This is a genomic window from Actinocorallia populi (assembly GCF_002995495.1).
GTDB classification, from domain to species: Bacteria; Actinomycetota; Actinomycetes; order Streptosporangiales; family Streptosporangiaceae; genus Actinocorallia; species Actinocorallia populi.
Genome location: NZ_PVZV01000004.1, coordinates 188,182 through 204,069, shown reverse-complemented (window position 1 = coordinate 204,069; position 15,888 = coordinate 188,182). Strand labels below are relative to the sequence as shown.

Below are 15,888 nucleotides of genomic sequence, written 5' to 3'. Positions count from 1 at the left end.
AAGAAACGGGAAGTCCTCCGCTACCCCGCCTCGGCCTGCGCGCCGGAGGGGCCGTCCGCCGGCGTGAAGGCGCGGCGCTGCCAGGGCCAGCGGCCCTCCAGTTCGACGCTGAGGGAGAAGCTGAGGAAGGTCCGGACGGCGACGATGGCGGCCAGGACGCCGACGCTGGTGAAGGTCGGGGAGACCGCGACGGTGCGGATGATGTCCCCGGCGACCAGGAACTCCAGCCCCAGCAGGATGGCGCGGCCCAGGGTCTGGCGGTAGGAGCGGTACGCGGCGGGGAAGTCCTCGCGGCGCAGGGAGCGGCGGGCGAACAGCACCGTGGCCAGCACGCCGCCGACCACGATGACCAGGACCCCTGCCAGGTCGACGGCCTTGCCGGCGGTCTCGACCAGTTCCTCGAAGCGCACGGCGGCCCCTTTCGGAGAGCGGATTCAGCGATCAACTGTGCGCTTTCCGGCCCGGGGGCGTTTCATGCCCGTTCAGGGCGAGGAGCGCCTCACACCCCGCGGCGGGAGAAGAGGTGGTTGACCAGCCAGAGGACGGCGCCGATGGCCAGGAGCACGGCGGCGCGGATGTAGACCTCGGCCTCGCGGCCGGTCAGGGGGGAGGCCAGGACCAGGCAGACGACCGCGCCCAGCGCCGGCATCCAGGTGGGGGCGCGGAAGTGGGCGTGCTCGACCGGGTCGCGGCGCAGGACGATCACGCAGACGTTCACCAGCGCGAACACCAGCAGGAGCAGCAGGACCGTGGTGTCGGCGAGGCCGCCGATGTCGCCCGTGCCGACGAGGACCACCGCGATGGCGACGGTGAACAGGATCGCCGGCCAGGGGGTGGCGCGGCGGGCGTGCACCATGCCGAAGAAGGCCGGGACGATGCGCTCCTGCGCCATGCCGTACACCAGCCGGGAAGCCATGATCATGTTGATGAGGGCGGTGTTCCCCACGGCCAGCAGCGCGATCAGCGCGAACAGCTTCGGCGGGAAGGACAGGCCCGCGACCTCCACCACCTCCAGCAGCGGTCCGGTGGAGGCCTCGAGGGTGCGGGTGTCGACCAGCATCGTGGCGGTGAAGGCCACCGCCATGTAGACGAGCACGGTGACGGCGAGGCCGCCGAAGAGCGCGCGCGGGAAGTCGCGCTGCGGGTCCTTGGTCTCCTCGGCGAGGTTCACCGAGTCCTCGAAGCCGAGCAGCGCGTAGAAGGCGAGCGCCGTGCCGCCCAGGACGCCGAGGAAGGCGCCGTCGGCGCTGCTGAACTCCAGCGCGCGCCCGGGGTCGCCGTCGCCCTGCAGCAGCGCCCATGCCCCGATCGCGACGATCACCAGCAGCCCGAAGGCCTCGATCGCGGTGAGCACCACGTTCACCCGGACCGACTCGGAGATGCCCGCGAAGTTCACCAGCGTCACGATCGCCAGGAAGATCAGCGCCCCCGCGACCGTCGGCAGCGTGACGAACTCCGCCAGGTAGCGCCCGCCGAACGCCCGCGCCGCCGCGCTCGCCGAGGTGATGCCGCTCATCATCACCGCGAACGCCACCATGAACGTCAGGAACGGGATGCCGAACGCCCGGTTGGTGTAGAGCGCGGCCCCCGCGGCCCTGGGGTACTTGCCGACCAGTTCGGCGTACGCCGTCGCGGTCAGCGAGGCGAGCACGAACGCCACGAGGAACGGCAGCCAGATCGCCCCGCCGACCTTCCCGGCGACCTGCCCGACCAGCGCGTAGATGCCCGCGCCGAGGATGTCCCCGATCACGAAGAGCAGCAGCACCCTGCGTCCGATGACCCGCTTGAGCCCTCCGACCGGGATCCGCCCTTCCGCGATCGCCTCTTCCATCCCGCCCCCGCTCCCCCGGCCATCCGCCGTCAAAGATCGTTCCGCGTGCCGGTCATCCCCGGGAAGGCCGTCGCCCAACCGGGAGGACAACCAGGAGTGACCCTACGGTGACAGCGGGCCGTGATCGTGCCCTCCGGGGAAACGGGGTGGTCCGGGCGGGTCCCGCGACGCGAGAATGACCGCGTGAAAGGCGACGAGGACTACGTTGAGCTGGTGTTGAGCCTGGTGGAGCGCATTCCCGCGGGACGGGTCATGACATACGGGGACGTGGCCGAGTACCTGGGAGCCGGCGGCCCCCGGCAGGTCGGGCGGGTCATGGCGGTCCAGGGCGGCGGGGTGCCGTGGTGGCGGGTGATCCGGGCGGACGGGCGGATGCTCCCCGGCCACGAGGCGCGGGCACGGGCCGCCTACGCGCGGGAGGGGACGCCGCTGCGCGGCGAGGACCGCGTCGACCTGCGGCGGGCCCGCTGGGAGGGCCTCCTGCCGGGAGACGAGCGGTGAAGGGCGGCCGCGCGGTCCCGGGGGCGGCACCGCGTCCGGGGCGCCGCTCCCGGGACCTGCGCGTGGCGGTGATGTCCGGCCGGGGCCCGGCAGCGGGCCACAGGACCACCACCGCCGAGCGCCCCGCGGACGAGGACGCCTTGCGCGGCCGCCGCCCCTAGACCCCGGCCGTCTCGCGGGCCGGGGCGGGCTCGTCCTCCTCGCGGATCCCGTAACGGGCGTACAGGCGCTTGAGCGGGCCGGGCGCCCACCAGTTGGCCTCGCCCAGCAGCCGCATCGTGGCGGGCACGAGCAGCACCCGGATGATCGTGGCGTCCACCACGACGGCGATGAACATGCCGACGCCCGTGAGCTTCATGAAGGTGATCCCGGAGGTGGCGAACGCGCCGACCACGACGACGAACAGCAGCGCGGCGCTGGTGATGATCGAGCCGGTGCGCTGCAGTCCGGCCGCGACCGCGGCGGTGTTGTCGCCGGTCAGGTCGTACTGCTCGCGGACGCGGGAGAGCAGGAAGACCTCGTAGTCCATGGAGATGCCGAACAGCATGGCGAACATGAGGATCGGCATGGCGGGGGCGATGTCACCGGTGACGGTGAAGTCCAGCAGGCCCGACAGGTGGCCGTCCTGGAAGATCCAGACGATCGCCCCGAACGTCGCGGCCAGTGACAGCACGTTCATCAGGATCGCCTTGAGCGGCAGCACGACCGAGCCGAACGCCAGGAAGAGCAGGACGAACGTGGCGATGCCGATGAACAGCAGGAGCGGCACCAGGTTGTCGCCGAGGCTGTCGAGCTGGTCCTCCAGGACGGCGGTGGTGCCGCCGACGTGGGTCTCGCCGGGCGCGGGCACGGCCCGCACCTCGCGCACCAGCTCCCGCACCTCGGCGGAGTAGGGGTCGCCGTCGTAGGTGAGCCGGATGCGGGTGAGGTCCCCGGACGTGCCGGCGATCGTCCCGCCCGTCACGCCCTCGACCTCGAGGAGCTCGGCGAGGTAGCGCTCGGCGGGGGCGCCCTCGACGGTGATCTCGATGGGGTCGACGGCGCCGCGCGGGAACTCCGCGGCGAGGGTCTCGGCGACGACGCGGCTCTCGGTGCCTTCCGGCAGCACCCGGGTGTCGACGCCGCCCCAGGTGATGCGCAGGAACGGCGCGCCGAGCACCAGCAGCAGCGCCACGACCGAGAGGCTCACCGCGACCGGTCGGCGCATGACGGCCTGGGCGACGCGCCGCCAGCGGTCGCCTCCGCCGTCCTTGCCCGTCCTCCTGGCCCGGCGCGAACGCACCTTCGGCCCCAGGACGGCCAGCAGCGCGGGCAGCACCACCACGGCCGCGAGCATCGCCACCAGCACGGTGGCGACACCGCCCATGCCCATGGACCGCAGGAAGTTCTGTTCGAACAGCAGCAGCCCGGCCAGGGAGACCGCGACGGTCACGCCGGACACCACGACGGTGCGGCCTGCGGTGCCCATCGTGCGGACGACCGCCGTCTCGACGTTCCCCTCGGCGCGCTCCAGCTCCTCCCGGAACCGCCACACCACGAAAAGCCCGTAGTCGATGGCCAGTCCCATGCCGAGGAAGGTGGTGATGCTGATGGAGAACGTGGAGATCTCGGTGAAGTACGACAGCGCGTGCAGGGCGGTGAAGGAGCCGAGGATCGCCACACCACCGATGACCAGCGGCAGCGACGCCGCGACCAGCCCGCCGAAGACGATCACCAGCAGGACCAGCAGGACCGGCAGGGAGATGGTCTCGGCGAAGGCGATGTCGGAGGAGACCCGGGAGTTGATGGCGTCCTCGGTGACGAGCGTGCCGCCGAGCCGCACCTGCAGGCCGCCCGCGTCGCGCAGCCGCGGCTCGATCTCGGCGAAGGCGTCGGTGCGGTCCTGCGGGGTCTCCCCCGCCAGGTTGAGGACCGCGTAGGTCGCGGTGCGGTCCTGGTTCACGAACTGCGGCGAGCCGGTGGACCAGTAGGTGGCGGAGCCGGCGACCACGTCCTTCGGCAGTGCCGCCAGGGACGTGGTGACCGCCTTCTCGACGGCCGGGTCGTCGGCGTTCCCGGAGTACAGGACGACGACGTCGGGTTCGGAGCGGCCGAAGCCGTCCTCGATCCGCTGGGCCGCCTGGTGGCTGCCGCTGCCGGGGGTGTCGAAGCCGCCCGCCGTGGTGAGCGCGCCGAACACCCCCGTCCCCCAGACCCCGAAGAACACGACGGCGACCAGGGAGAGCCAGAGGAGGGGTTTGCGCCGCCGGTGGACGAACCGCCCCCAGGTCTCGAACATCATCGACCCCTTAGTGATTGAGGGTTACTTTAGTTAATGCCGTTTACATGGCGTACGGTGTTAACCGTCTCGCGGCGGGGCGGTACCGTCAAGTGCGAGTTAGGTCACATCAGAAGGAGCACGAGTGAGCGGGGCAAGGCGGGAACGGCTGCGGGCCGCGACCATCGCGGAGATCAGCCAGACCGCCCGGAGGCTGCTGGTCCAGGAGGGCCCCGAGGCGGTCACCCTGCGGGCGATCGCCCGGGAGATGGGCATGACGGCGCCCGCGCTCTACCGCTACTTCCCCAGCCGCGGCGACCTGATCAGGCACCTGGCCGGAGACCTCTACAACGAGGTCACCGACTCCCTGGCCGCCCGGCTCGCGGAGGTCGCCGACCAGGACATCGAGACCAGGCTCCGCGCGGTGGGGCACCGGTTCCGGCACTGGTCCCTGGAGCATCCGCGCGAGTACGGCCTGATCTTCGGGACCCCCATCCCCCAGCCCGACCGGCCCGGCGGGCACGACCACGCCGACGAGTGCGGCAACCGGTTCGGCATGTTCTTCATGGAGCTGTTCTACGAGCTGTGGGCCCGGAAGCCCTTCCCCGTCACGCCCGACGAGGGGATCGACCCCGGCCTGCGCGCCCAGCTCACCGAGTACCGCGACCACATGGGCATCACCCTGCCCCTGGGCGGCATCCTGGTCTACCTGCAGTGCTGGGTCCTGCTGCAGGGCGCCGTCAGCCTGGAGGTCTTCGGCCACGTGCAGTTCGCCCTGACCGATCCCGAACCGCTCTTCGCCCTGACCCTCGACGACATCCTCGCCCGGCTCGGGTTCTAGGCGGACCGGCGGCGGGTGGGCTTCTCGCCCCCCGCCTTCTTCTCCGCGGGCCGGGCGGCCTCCTCGCGGCTCTTCTTGGCGGCCTCGACGCTGGCGCGCAGCGCGGCCAGCAGGTCGGTGGCGGCGGGCTGCTCGGCCGCGGCGGGCTGGACGACCTCGCGCCCCTCGGCCTTGGCCTCGATGACGTCCAGGAGCGCCTCGCGGTAGACGTCCTTGTACTCGTCGGGATCGAAGTCGGCCTGCATGCTCTCGATCAGCGAGGTCGCCATGGCCAGCTCCTGCGGCCGGACGTCGATCTTCTCGGTGAGGAAGGGGAAGTCGGGGGCGCGGATCTCGTCCGGCCAGAGCATGGTCTCCAGCACGAAGACGCCCTCCCGGACCCGCAGCGTGGCCAGCGCCTCCCGGGAGCGCAGCGCGACCTTCACCACCGCCACCTGGCCGGACCCGGCCAGCGCCTCCCGCAGCAGGACGTAGGGCTTGATCCCCATCCGGTCGGGTTCCAGGTAGTAGGTCTTGCTGAAGTGCACGGGGTCGACCTGCTCCATCGGGGTGAACTGCAGCACCTCGATCCGGTGGGACGTGGTGAGCGGCAGGTCGGCCAGGTCCTCGTCGGTCAGCACGACCATCTCGCCGGTGGGCAGCTCGTAGCCCTTGGCGACGTCGGCGAACGGCACCTCCTGGCCGCAGACCTGGCAGACGCGCCGGTACCTGATCCGCCCGCCGTCCTCGCGGTGGACCTGGTGGAAGGCCACGTCGCGCTGCTCGGTGGCCGAGTACAGCTTCACCGGGATGGTGACCAGGCCGAACGAGATCGCGCCTTTCCAGATGCTGCGCATACCGGCCCCGTACCCCGGACGGGTGGGTTCGATTCGGACGACGGGGTACGAACAACACCGTGGACATGATCGAACCCATGCTCGCCGTCACCGGCGGCCTGCCCGACGATCCGGAGAACTGGGCCCTGGAGCTCAAGTGGGACGGCGTGCGCGCGCTGGCCGAGGTGGGCCCCGAAGGCGTGCGCGTGCTCGCGCGCCGCGGCGTGCCGATCACCTCCACCTACCCGGAGCTGGGCGCGCTGGCCGACCTCCTGGCCGGGCACCGTGCCGTCCTCGACGGCGAGATCGTCGCGTTCGACCGGGGCAGGCCGTCCTTCGAGCGGCTGCAGCGCCGCATGCACGTCCCGGACCCGCCCCGGCGCCTGCTGCGGTCCGTGCCGGTCAGGTACGTGGTGTTCGACCTGCTGGAGCTGGACGGCATGCCGCTGCTCGACCTGCCCTACGTCCAGCGCCGCGCCCTGCTGGAGGACCTGGAGCTGGCCGCGGGCCCGGTCGAGGTGCCGCCCTACCTGCCGGCCTCCGACCGCGAGCAGGTGCGGGAGCTGCTGGAGTACACCGCGCGGGAACGGCTCGAGGGGCTGATCGCCAAGCGGCTGGACTCGCGCTACCAGCCCGGCAGGCGCACGGACGCCTGGCAGAAGATCAAGAACTTCCGCGCCCAGGAGGTCGTGGTCGTCGGCTGGCGGTCCGGGCAGGGCCGCCGGGAGGGCACCCTCGGGTCGCTGCTGCTCGGCGTGCACGTCCGGGGGAGCCTGCGCTACGCCGGGCACGTCGGCACCGGCTTCGACGACGCCGCCCTGGACGACCTCACGGCCCGCCTCCGGCCGCTGGAGCGCCCCTCCTGGCCGTGCGAGGGGGTCCCGCCCCGGGACGTCGCCAGGGACGCCCACTGGGTCGAGCCGGTGCTCGTCGGGGAGGTCGCCTTCACCGAATGGACCGCCGACGGCCGGGTGCGCCACCCCTCCTGGCGCGGGCTGCGCTCGGACAAGTCCCCCGAAGAAGTGTCCCTCCACGAAGGAGCCGCATGACCCGGAGCGATCGCGTCGACGTCCAGGTGGACGGCCGGACGCTGACGCTGTCCAACCTCGGCAAGCCGATGTTCCCGGAGTTCACCAAGGGCGAGGTGATCGACTACTACACCCGGATCGCGCCCGTCCTGCTGCCGCACCTGCGGGACCGCCCCCTCACCCGGATCCGCTTCCCCGAGGGGGTGGGGGCGCTGCGCTTCTACGAGAAGAACGCGCCCAAGGGCACGCCCGAGTGGGTGCGGACCGAGCGGATCGAGACGCCCGGCGGCCAGCAGGAGGCGCTGGACTTCGTCGTGGTCGACGATCTGCCCACGCTCGTGTGGTGCGCGAACCTCGCGGCGCTGGAGTTGCACGTCCCGCAGTGGCGGATCAGCAGCGGGAAACCCGATCTCATGGTCTTCGACCTCGATCCGGGAGCGCCCGCGACGTTCACCGAGGCGTGCGTGGTGGGCCTGCTGCTGCGGGAGCTGCTGGCCGCCGACGGGCTCACCGCCCACCCCAAGAGCAGCGGCAAGAAGGGGCTGCACCTGTACGTGCCCGTCACGGACCTCGACACCTCCGCGTACGCCAAGAGCGCCGCCAACCGGTTGGCGGACGAGTACGGCCGGCTGGTCACCGCCAAGATGGAGCGCAAGCTGCGCACCGGCAAGGTCTTCGTCGACTGGTCGCAGAACTCCCTCTCCAAGACGACCGTCGCCCCCTACTCCCTGCGCGCGCTGGAGGAGCCGTCCGTCTCCACCCCGCTGACCTGGGCGGAGGTCGAGGAGGGGCGGGCCGTGCGGTTCGGCCCCGCCCAGGTGCTGGAGCGGGTGCGCGAGCACGGCGACCTGCTGGCCCCCCTCCTGGGCTGAGCGAGGCTTCCGGGCCGGACAGGTGAGCGGAGGGGCCCGGCGGGGGTAGTAGAGCAACGGACCACGACATCGACATCACACGGGAGGCCGTCATGGGCGATCCGAAAAACTTCGAAGAGACCCCTTTCCAGGAGGCTCCGCGAGAAGATGTCCTGGAACAGCAGGAGGAGCAGACCCCCGAAGCCGAGGAGGCTCCGGATCGGGAGGCTCCCGTGCCGCTGGAGGCCGACGAGGCCGACACGGCCGACCAGCGTCTTGAGGTCCGGCTCGACGAGGACGAGTACCGCTGAATCTCAGTTAGGTGACCAGCGAGGTTACTGGCGCGTAGGATGATGGGATTGGGCAGCGGCACAGCAAAAGCCGCTCAAGTTTGTTCCAGTAGCCAAGAGGAGCATGGTCGTGACCGCTACTCCGGACGCCCGGCCCCGAGGCACCCGGTTGCCGCGGATGGCCCGCCGGCGCCAGTTGCTCGGCGCCGCGCAGGAGGTCTTCGTCGCACAGGGTTACCACGCCGCCGCGATGGACGAGATCGCCGAGCGCGCCGGAGTCAGCAAGCCCGTGCTCTACCAGCACTTCCCGGGCAAGCTGGAGCTCTACCTGGCCCTGCTGGACGAGCACGCCGAGGGCCTGGTCACCACGGTCCGCGACGCGCTGGCCTCCACCAACGACAACAAGCTCCGGGTGCAGGCCAGCATGCAGGCCTTCTACGACTTCGTGTCCGGCGACGGCGAGGCCTACCGGCTGGTCTTCGAGTCCGACCTGCGCAACGTCGCGCAGGTGCGGGCCCGGGTGGAGCGCGCCAACCACAAGTGCGCCGAGATGATCGCCAAGGTGATCCAGGAGGACACCAAGGCGACCGTCGACGAGGCCTACCTGCTGGGCATGGGCCTGGTCGGCATGGCCGAGGTCAGCGCCCGCTACTGGCTCTCCCAGCAGAAGGCCATCCCCAAGGAGACGGCGGAGAACGTCATCGCCCGGCTCGCCTGGCGGGGCATCTCCGGGTTCCCGCGCACCGGCGCCTGAGCACGGCCGGGGCCGCTCAGCGGCCCAGCTTGGCGCGGAAGTCCGGGGCCATCAGGTCCAGCAGCATGCGGTAGGGCACGAGTTCCTCGGTGCGGCGGCAGCCCGGGGAGTACCGGTCCGCGGGGCCGCTCTCCGCCAGCAGGAGGGCGGCCTGCATGCCCTTGCGCACGAACGCCGGCTCCAGGACGTGCTCCAGGTTGGCCGCGGTCAGCGCCAGCGGCTCCTCGTCGAAGCAGCCACGGGGGTCCTCGGCCACCTTCATGATCCGCCGGTTCAGCTCGGGCAGCGCGGACTCGGGGAAGATCCGGGACGGGGTGATCTCCGCGCCGGTCGCCAGGTCGACGGTGACGGCGAACCGGGTGGTGAACTCCCGCGTCGGGCCGTCCGTCCGCCCGGGCCGCACCGAGAAGGCGTAGAGCACCGACGCCAGGCCCGCCGACCGGAAGCCGAGCGAGGACCTCACCCTGATCCGGCCGCCGGACAGGCCCGGCCGGCTCTCCCGCAGCAGGGCGTCCACCCGGGCGCGCAGCGCGGTGTTGACCTTCCGGTTCAGTTCCGGGGGCAGCCCCGCCACGGTGGCGACCCTGATCCGCTCGCCGGGGAGCTCCTCCTCCACGAACACCACCTCGGCCACCGCCGAGGCCGGCCGCTGCGCCAGCGGGGCCGCGACCGGGGAGCGCTCTCCCTCGGGTTCTCCCGAGGCCGAGTAGACGGCGGCGCCCGCGGCCACGACCGCCGCCAGCCCGATGGCGCCGAACACCAGCGCGGCCCTGCCGGTGCGGGGCTGCCGCGCGGCGCCCGCGACGACCGGGTGCGCCCCCGTTCCCGCCATGGCCGCGGCCAGCCCCAGGAGGGAGGCCAGGCCGCGGCTCTCCCACTTGCGCCCGTAGGCGCGGCGGGCGGTCTTCTCCAGGTCGGACACGAACGCCAGGGCGTCCAGGGGGCGCTGGGCGGGGAATTTGGCCAGGCCGCGCAGGGCCGGCGGGCGCAGCGCCTTGGGCAGCCTCTCGATCGGCGGCGAGGCGTTCTGGTGCAGCTGCTGGAGTTCGGCCTCGGCGGACGCCTGGTAGGGCGGGGCGCCCGTCAGGCACTCGAAGAAGACGCAGGTCGCCGCGTACAGGTCCGTGGCGGGGTTGGCGGGTGCGCCCGTCCACTGCTCGGGGGCGCGGTAGGCCGGGGTCCCGGCCCGGCCGGCGCCGTCCTCGTCCTCCAGATGCGCCGTTCCGCCGAAGCCGACCAGCACGGCGGTCCCGTCCGGCCGGACGATCACGTTCGCGGGTTTGCAGTCGCGGTGCGGCACCCCGGCGGCGTGCGCGGCGGCCAGTCCCAGCAGCACGTGCTTGAACAGCACCAGGGCCGCCCTCGGCTCCAGCGCCACCCGGGCGGCGAGCACCGCGTCGAGGGCGTACCCCTCGACCATCTCCATGATCAGCGCGCCGCCGTCCCCGCCGGGTTCCGCCTCGTACCCGTGGATCCGCGCCACATGCGGGTCGTGCACCCGGGCCAGCGCCGCCGCTTCGCGCTCCAGCGTGGTCGCCGCCCGTGCCAGGTACTTGACGGCCCGCAGCCCGCCCCCGCCCCGCTCCGACGCCAGCACCACCCTCCCCTGGGCGCCGCCGCCCAGGTCGCGGAGCTCGTCGTAGCCGGGAACCTGCCAGTCCATGCACGCCCTCAAGATGTCGGAAAGATCGGATGGGACGACCATTGTCCTGAAAAACCATGCAACCCGTGCCCCAGATCGCGCGTGTATCCCCTGACCCGACGAAAGGGGACCGCGTTGGCACTGGAATCGCCGGACTTCGCGGATTTCTACCGATCCGCCCACCCCGGGCTGGTGGCGGAGTTCTACGCCTACACCGGCGACCTCGGCGAGGCCCAGGAGATCGTCCAGGAGGCGTTCGTCCGGGCCTGGACCCACTGGCGGAAGGTCTCCGGATACGACCGGCCCCGCGCCTGGGTGGCGCGGGTCGGCTACCGACTGGCGGTGAGCCGCTGGCGCCGGGCGCGCACCGCGCTGGCGTCCCTGCTCCGGCAGGGCCCGCCCCCGCCGGCCGCCGGGCCCTCGGCCACCTCGGTCGCCCTGGCCACCGCGCTGCGGGCGCTGCCCGACGCCCAGCGCCGCGCCGTGGTGATGCACCACCTCTCGGGCTACTCCGTCGCCGAGATCGCCGCCGCGGAGGGCGTCGCCGCCGGGACCGTCAAGGCACGGCTGTCCCGGGGGCGGCGGCACCTGCACGACCTGCTGGCCGACAGCACCGATGGAAAGGACGCCCATGCCTGACCTCGACCGCCTCTTCGCCGACCTGCGCTCCGACGTGGCCTCGAACGCCTCCGGATCCGCTCCCGGGCACATCGCCCGCCTGGGCCGCGCCCGCCGGGCCCGGCGCCGCGCCCTGGGCGCCGGTGCCGTCGCCGCGGCCGTGCTGGCCGGGGGGCTCCTCGCCGCGCCCGCCCCCCGGCCCCCCGACCGGACACTGGTCCGGCCGACGCACTCCGCCGCCGCCCCGCCGGAACTCGGGCTCGGCGACCTGGTCCACTGGCCGGAGGCCGTCGACGGGCGCGGATCGCCCCGGGAGGGCTGGTCGAGCACCGAGGACCGGCCCGGCACCGGAACTCCGCTGCCCGGCTGTTCGGACCGCGAACCCGAGCCGCAGGGCTGGATCCGGCACCTGAGCCTGGACTTCGCGCCCGCGCCGGAGGACGGGGGCCGACCGGCGGCCGCCGACGAGCGGGGGGAGGCCGTGGTCCTCTTCGCCGGCCCGGCGCAGGCCTCGGCCTGGCTCCGCGCGCTCCGCGAGCAGGTCGAGGAGTGCGGCGCGGCCCCCTCCTCCGCTCCCGTCGGCGACGAGGGGTACCGGATCGAGGCCGATCAGGTGCCCGAGCGGTCCGGGCGGCTGTTCCACCTCGTCAGCGCGGTCTTCTACCGCCAGGGTCCCGTCGTCGCCGTCCACTCGCGCCAGCGGTTCCGGGAGGAGCGGGACACGGGTGAGACGGCCGGGATCCTCCAGGACCTGGAGGAGGACGCGCGGGCGTTCTCCCAGCGCCTCTGCGCACGGGGGTTCGGCTGCTAGCCTCGACCAGGAAACCCCCCAAATCCGAGCTTCCCTTACGAAGGCGGATCTCCTGCGAGGGCTCAGGATTTTCTGCTATGGCGGGGAACTACTGACAGCCGGTAGACTGTGTTGCAGAGTGTGACCGCGCACTTGTGACGCGCACCGACGCCCTCCCAGGCGCCCACCCCGCGCGCCGCCGCGGTCCGCCCCAGAACAAGAACGACGGCTGGTCCCTCCCGCGCGAGCGCGCGGCCGCAACGAAACGGGCCTTGCTGCGCCGCGCTCCTTAACGGCGCCTCTCGGGCAGACCTCGCCGCCCAGAACTACGGAGGCTGAACGTCCTGACTACCTTCACCGAACTCGGGGTCATCCCCGAAATAGCCGATGCCCTCGCCACCGAGGGCATCACCTCGCCCTTCCCCATCCAGGCCCTCGCGCTGCCCATCGCGCTCGGCGGCCAGGACATCATCGGCCAGGCCCGCACGGGCACCGGCAAGACCCTCGCCTTCGGCATCCCGCTGCTGCAGCGGATCACCCACGGCGGCAAGGCCCCCCAGGGCCTGGTGGTCGTCCCGACCCGCGAGCTGGCGATCCAGGTGCACGACGACCTGGTGCTGGCCGGCGGCAAGCTCGGCACCCGCGTCCTGTCGGTGTACGGCGGGCGCGCCTACGAGCCCCAGATCGAGGCGCTGCGCGACGGCGTCGACGTCGTCGTGGGCACCCCCGGCCGCATGCTCGACCTGATCAAGCAGCGCCACCTCGACCTGTCGCAGGTCGCGGTCCTGGTGCTGGACGAGGCCGACCGCATGCTCGACCTGGGCTTCCTGCCCGACATCGAGCGCATCGTGGCCAAGGTGCCCGAGCGGCGGCAGACCATGCTCTTCTCGGCCACCATGCCGGGCGAGATCATGGGCCTGTCCCGGCGCTACCTCACCCGGCCCACCAACGTCCGGGCCGAGGCGCACGCCGAGTCCGAGGCGCAGCCCAAGGTGGTCCAGCACGTGTGGCAGGCCCACCAGATGGACAAGCCGGAGATGGTCGCGCGCATCCTGCAGGCCGAGGGCCGCGGGCTGACCATGGTCTTCTGCCAGACCAAGCGCACCTGCGACCGGCTGGCCGCCGACCTGGCCGAGCGCGGCTTCGCCGTCGCGGCCGTCCACGGCGACCTCGGCCAGGGCCAGCGCGAGCGGGCGCTGCGCGCGTTCCGGCACGGCAAGATCGACGTGCTGATCGCCACCGACGTGGCCGCCCGCGGCCTGGACATCGACGACGTCACGCACGTGATCAACTACGAGTGCCCCGAGGACGACAAGGCCCACGTGCACCGGATCGGCCGCACCGGCCGCGCCGGCCAGGAGGGCATCGCGGTCACCCTGGTCGACTGGTCGGACCTCCAGCGCTGGAAGCTGATCAACAAGGCGCTCGGCCTGGACTTCGCCGACCCGCAGGAGACCTACTCCACCTCCGAGCACCTCTACGAGGCGCTGAACATCCCCAAGGGCGTCAAGGGCACCCTGCCCAAGGAGCAGCGCGAGCGCGAGGGCCTGGCCGCCGAGGAGCTCGAGGACATCGGCGAGACCGGCCGCATCCGCACCCCCAAGGGCCGCTCGCGGGACTCCGAGCGGCCGTCCAGGGACGACTCCGAGCGTCCGGCGCGCCGCCGCCGCGAACGCACCCGCACCCGTACCCGCCGCGGCGTCCCCGTCGCCGAGACCGGCGCCTTTGAGAACGGCGCCGGTGAGACCGGCACCTCCGAGACCTCCGCGACCCGGGCCCCCGCGGCCGGGGACGCCCCGACCGCGGACTCCGCGCAGAGCGCTCCCGCCAAGAGCGCCCCGCGCAAGCGCACCCGCACCCGCCGCCGCCCGGCCGAGGGCGCCGCCGCTGCCGCCCAGGAGGGCACGGCCTCCGAGAACACCTGACCGGCTGAGACGACGATCCGCTTGATCCGCGCGATCAGGCGGATCCGCCGTCGTGGCGGAGCCCCAGCGCGGTGTGCGGGTGGTCGGTGACCACCATCGCGACCCGGGGGTCGGCCAGGACGCGCCGCAGGGCGCGGGGCGCGTTGACCGTCCAGAGCATCGCGGGGATGCCCGCGCGGGCGCAGCGCTCCAGGACGCCCAGGCCCGCCAGGCGGTGGTTGAGGGCCACCCAGTCGGCCCCGCAGTCCCGGATGCGGGACACCGGACGCAGGTCGGCGGCGAACCCCGGATGCCACGGCGGACGGCCCACCGACAGCGCGCAGCGCACGTCCGGGGCCAGCTCCTTGGCCCGGACGATGGAGCGGGCGAACCGGGTGGTGAGCAGGTACTCGCCCGACCCGTCCGCGCCCAAGACGTCCGAGGCCAGGGCGAGGACCTCCGCCTCGTGACCGGGCTCCTTCAGGTCCAGATGGGCCTTGGCCCTGCCCCGCACCGCCCGCAGCGCGTCGGCGAGCCGGTGGTGGCCCTCCCCCGCCAGGGGGCCGTGCCGCACGACCAGCTCGCCCGCGGCCGTCCGCCGCACGTCCAGTTCGACGTAGTGCGCCCCGCTCGCCAGAGCACGATCCAGCGCGGCCGCCTCGTCATCACCGTCGCGGCGATGAGCCGAGACCAGGGTTTCGGCAGGTTTCATAGAAATTTCAAGGTACCTGTCCGGTGCCTCGCCGTTGGTAGGTTGAGTCATCGTGAGCACGCCCCGGTTTCTGGAACTGCCCCCCGCTGTGCGCCGCGCGACCGTGCGGACGCCCCGCGGCTCCTTCGCCGTCCTGGAGGCCCTGCCCGTAGGTGAGCCCGAGCGGCAACCGGCCCTGCTCGTGCCGGGCTTCACCGGCAGCAAGGAGGACTTCCTGGGGGTGCTGCAGACCCTCACCGGGGCCGGCCGCCGGGTGCTGGCACTGGACATGCGCGGCCAGCACGACTCCCCGGGCTGCACCGAGCCGTCCCGCTACCTGCTGCCCGAGCTCGGCGCCGACGTGGCGGAGATCGTCGCGTCGCTGGGTTCCGAGCCGGTGCACCTGGTCGGGCACTCCTTCGGCGGGCTGGTGACCCGCGAGACGGTGCTGGCCGAGCCCTCCCTGATCGCCTCCTACACCCTGATGTCGTCGGGCCCCTGCGCCATCACCGGCCCGAGCGCCGCCAAGGCCGCCGCGCTGCGCGACGCGCTCACCGGCGCGCTGAGCATGGAGCAGATCTGGCAGATCAAGCTCGGCCCCGACGCCCGCGCCGCGGGCTGGGCCGAGGAGATCATCGACTTCCTCCGCCTGCGCTGCCTCAACAACTGCACCACCGGCCTGGTCGCCATGGCGGGCGAGCTGCTGACCGCCCCCGACCGGACCGCCGAGCTGGCCAAGGTCGCCGACGACACCGACCTGCCGCTGATGGTCCTGTACGGCGAGGACGACGACGCCTGGCTCCCCGGCACCCAGGCCGCCATGTCCGCCCACCTCGACGCCGCCCGCGTCGTCATCCCCGGCGCGGCGCACTCCCCCGCCTGGGAGGCGCCCGAGACCACCGCCCACGCCCTCACCGGCTTCTGGAACTCCGCCGAACGCCGCTGACCCGGCCTTCGCCCCCGTCCCGTTCCGCGCCCCCGGCCCCTCCGGCCGGGGGCGCCGCCGTCTCCGCGGGAGGAGCCCCCTCCGGCCGGACCCCATCAGTAATGATACATTTACTAAACTTTGTCTCAC

17 protein-coding genes are annotated in these 15,888 nt (G+C 72.8%); 10 read left to right on the top strand and 7 right to left on the bottom strand.

The window, feature by feature from the left end:
- Positions 1–20: 20 nt before the first annotated feature.
- Positions 21–410, bottom strand: a complete 390-nt coding sequence (locus C2865_RS17660) for a DUF1622 domain-containing protein (RefSeq protein WP_106399586.1) — start codon at positions 408–410, stop codon at positions 21–23.
- An 89-nt stretch (positions 411–499) separates the two neighbouring features.
- A complete protein-coding gene (locus C2865_RS17655; RefSeq protein ID WP_106399585.1) occupies positions 500–1,831 on the bottom strand; it encodes an APC family permease in 1,332 nt (443 codons plus the stop codon).
- Positions 1,832–2,014: 183 nt separating this feature from the next.
- On the opposite strand from C2865_RS17655, the gene C2865_RS17650 reads away from it, so the two are divergent.
- Complete coding sequence (locus tag C2865_RS17650; protein WP_269802723.1) at positions 2,015–2,332, top strand: MGMT family protein; 318 nt, start codon at positions 2,015–2,017, stop codon at positions 2,330–2,332.
- A 157-nt stretch (positions 2,333–2,489) separates the two neighbouring features.
- Here the strand turns inward: C2865_RS17650 and C2865_RS17645 are convergent, their stop codons facing one another.
- On the bottom strand, positions 2,490–4,610 hold the full coding sequence (locus tag C2865_RS17645; RefSeq protein ID WP_106400035.1) for an MMPL family transporter: 2,121 nt from the start codon (positions 4,608–4,610) through the stop codon (positions 2,490–2,492).
- 124 nt (positions 4,611–4,734) lie between these two features.
- Here C2865_RS17645 and C2865_RS17640 point away from each other — a divergent pair, with 124 nt between their 5' ends.
- Positions 4,735–5,430, top strand: coding sequence for a TetR/AcrR family transcriptional regulator (locus C2865_RS17640; RefSeq protein WP_106399584.1), 696 nt, complete (start codon positions 4,735–4,737; stop codon positions 5,428–5,430).
- On the opposite strand, the gene ku is transcribed toward C2865_RS17640, so the two are convergent.
- Positions 5,427–6,266, bottom strand: a complete 840-nt coding sequence (gene ku / locus C2865_RS17635; protein ID WP_106399583.1) for a non-homologous end joining protein Ku — start codon at positions 6,264–6,266, stop codon at positions 5,427–5,429. The two genes, C2865_RS17640 and ku, sit on opposite strands and share 4 nt — an antisense overlap.
- Before the next feature lie 65 nt (positions 6,267–6,331).
- Between ku and ligD (C2865_RS17630) the strand changes: the two genes are divergently transcribed.
- The 4 genes from ligD (C2865_RS17630) (at position 6,332) to C2865_RS17615 (ending at position 9,168) form a co-directional block, all read left to right on the top strand.
- Complete coding sequence (ligD, locus tag C2865_RS17630) at positions 6,332–7,294, top strand: non-homologous end-joining DNA ligase (protein ID WP_232835718.1); 963 nt, start codon at positions 6,332–6,334, stop codon at positions 7,292–7,294.
- Entirely contained in the window at positions 7,291–8,145 is an 855-nt protein-coding gene (ligD, locus tag C2865_RS17625; protein ID WP_106399582.1) for a non-homologous end-joining DNA ligase, read from the top strand. Before ligD (C2865_RS17630) ends, ligD (C2865_RS17625) begins: the two co-directional genes overlap by 4 nt.
- 92 nt (positions 8,146–8,237) lie before the next feature.
- The gene (locus C2865_RS17620; RefSeq protein WP_106399581.1) at positions 8,238–8,435 is read left to right on the top strand and encodes a hypothetical protein; all 198 of its coding nucleotides are present in this window, start codon (positions 8,238–8,240) and stop codon (positions 8,433–8,435) included.
- Between the two features lie 109 nt (positions 8,436–8,544).
- On the top strand, positions 8,545–9,168 hold the full coding sequence (locus tag C2865_RS17615; RefSeq protein WP_106400032.1) for a TetR/AcrR family transcriptional regulator: 624 nt from the start codon (positions 8,545–8,547) through the stop codon (positions 9,166–9,168).
- A 16-nt stretch (positions 9,169–9,184) separates the two neighbouring features.
- On the opposite strand, the gene C2865_RS17610 is transcribed toward C2865_RS17615, so the two are convergent.
- Complete coding sequence (locus C2865_RS17610) at positions 9,185–10,831, bottom strand: serine/threonine-protein kinase (RefSeq protein ID WP_198653405.1); 1,647 nt, start codon at positions 10,829–10,831, stop codon at positions 9,185–9,187.
- Between the two features lie 114 nt (positions 10,832–10,945).
- On the opposite strand from C2865_RS17610, the gene C2865_RS17605 reads away from it, so the two are divergent.
- Entirely contained in the window at positions 10,946–11,449 is a 504-nt protein-coding gene (locus tag C2865_RS17605; protein ID WP_198653404.1) for an RNA polymerase sigma factor, read from the top strand.
- Positions 11,442–12,239, top strand: coding sequence for a hypothetical protein (locus C2865_RS17600; RefSeq protein WP_106399579.1), 798 nt, complete (start codon positions 11,442–11,444; stop codon positions 12,237–12,239). Before C2865_RS17605 ends, C2865_RS17600 begins: the two co-directional genes overlap by 8 nt.
- A 305-nt stretch (positions 12,240–12,544) precedes the next feature.
- On the opposite strand, the gene C2865_RS40780 is transcribed toward C2865_RS17600, so the two are convergent.
- Positions 12,545–12,760: a hypothetical protein gene (locus C2865_RS40780; protein ID WP_232835675.1), complete on the bottom strand. Its 216-nt coding sequence runs from the start codon at positions 12,758–12,760 to the stop codon at positions 12,545–12,547.
- On the opposite strand from C2865_RS40780, the gene C2865_RS17595 reads away from it, so the two are divergent.
- Positions 12,659–14,143 (top strand): DEAD/DEAH box helicase, encoded by a 1,485-nt coding sequence (locus tag C2865_RS17595; protein ID WP_232835717.1) that lies wholly within the window; start codon positions 12,659–12,661, stop codon positions 14,141–14,143. The genes C2865_RS40780 and C2865_RS17595 overlap by 102 nt on opposite strands.
- A 34-nt stretch (positions 14,144–14,177) precedes the next feature.
- Here the strand turns inward: C2865_RS17595 and C2865_RS17590 are convergent, their stop codons facing one another.
- Entirely contained in the window at positions 14,178–14,834 is a 657-nt protein-coding gene (locus C2865_RS17590; RefSeq protein ID WP_232835674.1) for a glycerophosphodiester phosphodiesterase, read from the bottom strand.
- Between the two features lie 52 nt (positions 14,835–14,886).
- Between C2865_RS17590 and C2865_RS17585 the strand changes: the two genes are divergently transcribed.
- Positions 14,887–15,759, top strand: a complete 873-nt coding sequence (locus tag C2865_RS17585; RefSeq protein ID WP_106399577.1) for an alpha/beta fold hydrolase — start codon at positions 14,887–14,889, stop codon at positions 15,757–15,759.
- Positions 15,760–15,888 lie beyond the last annotated feature (129 nt).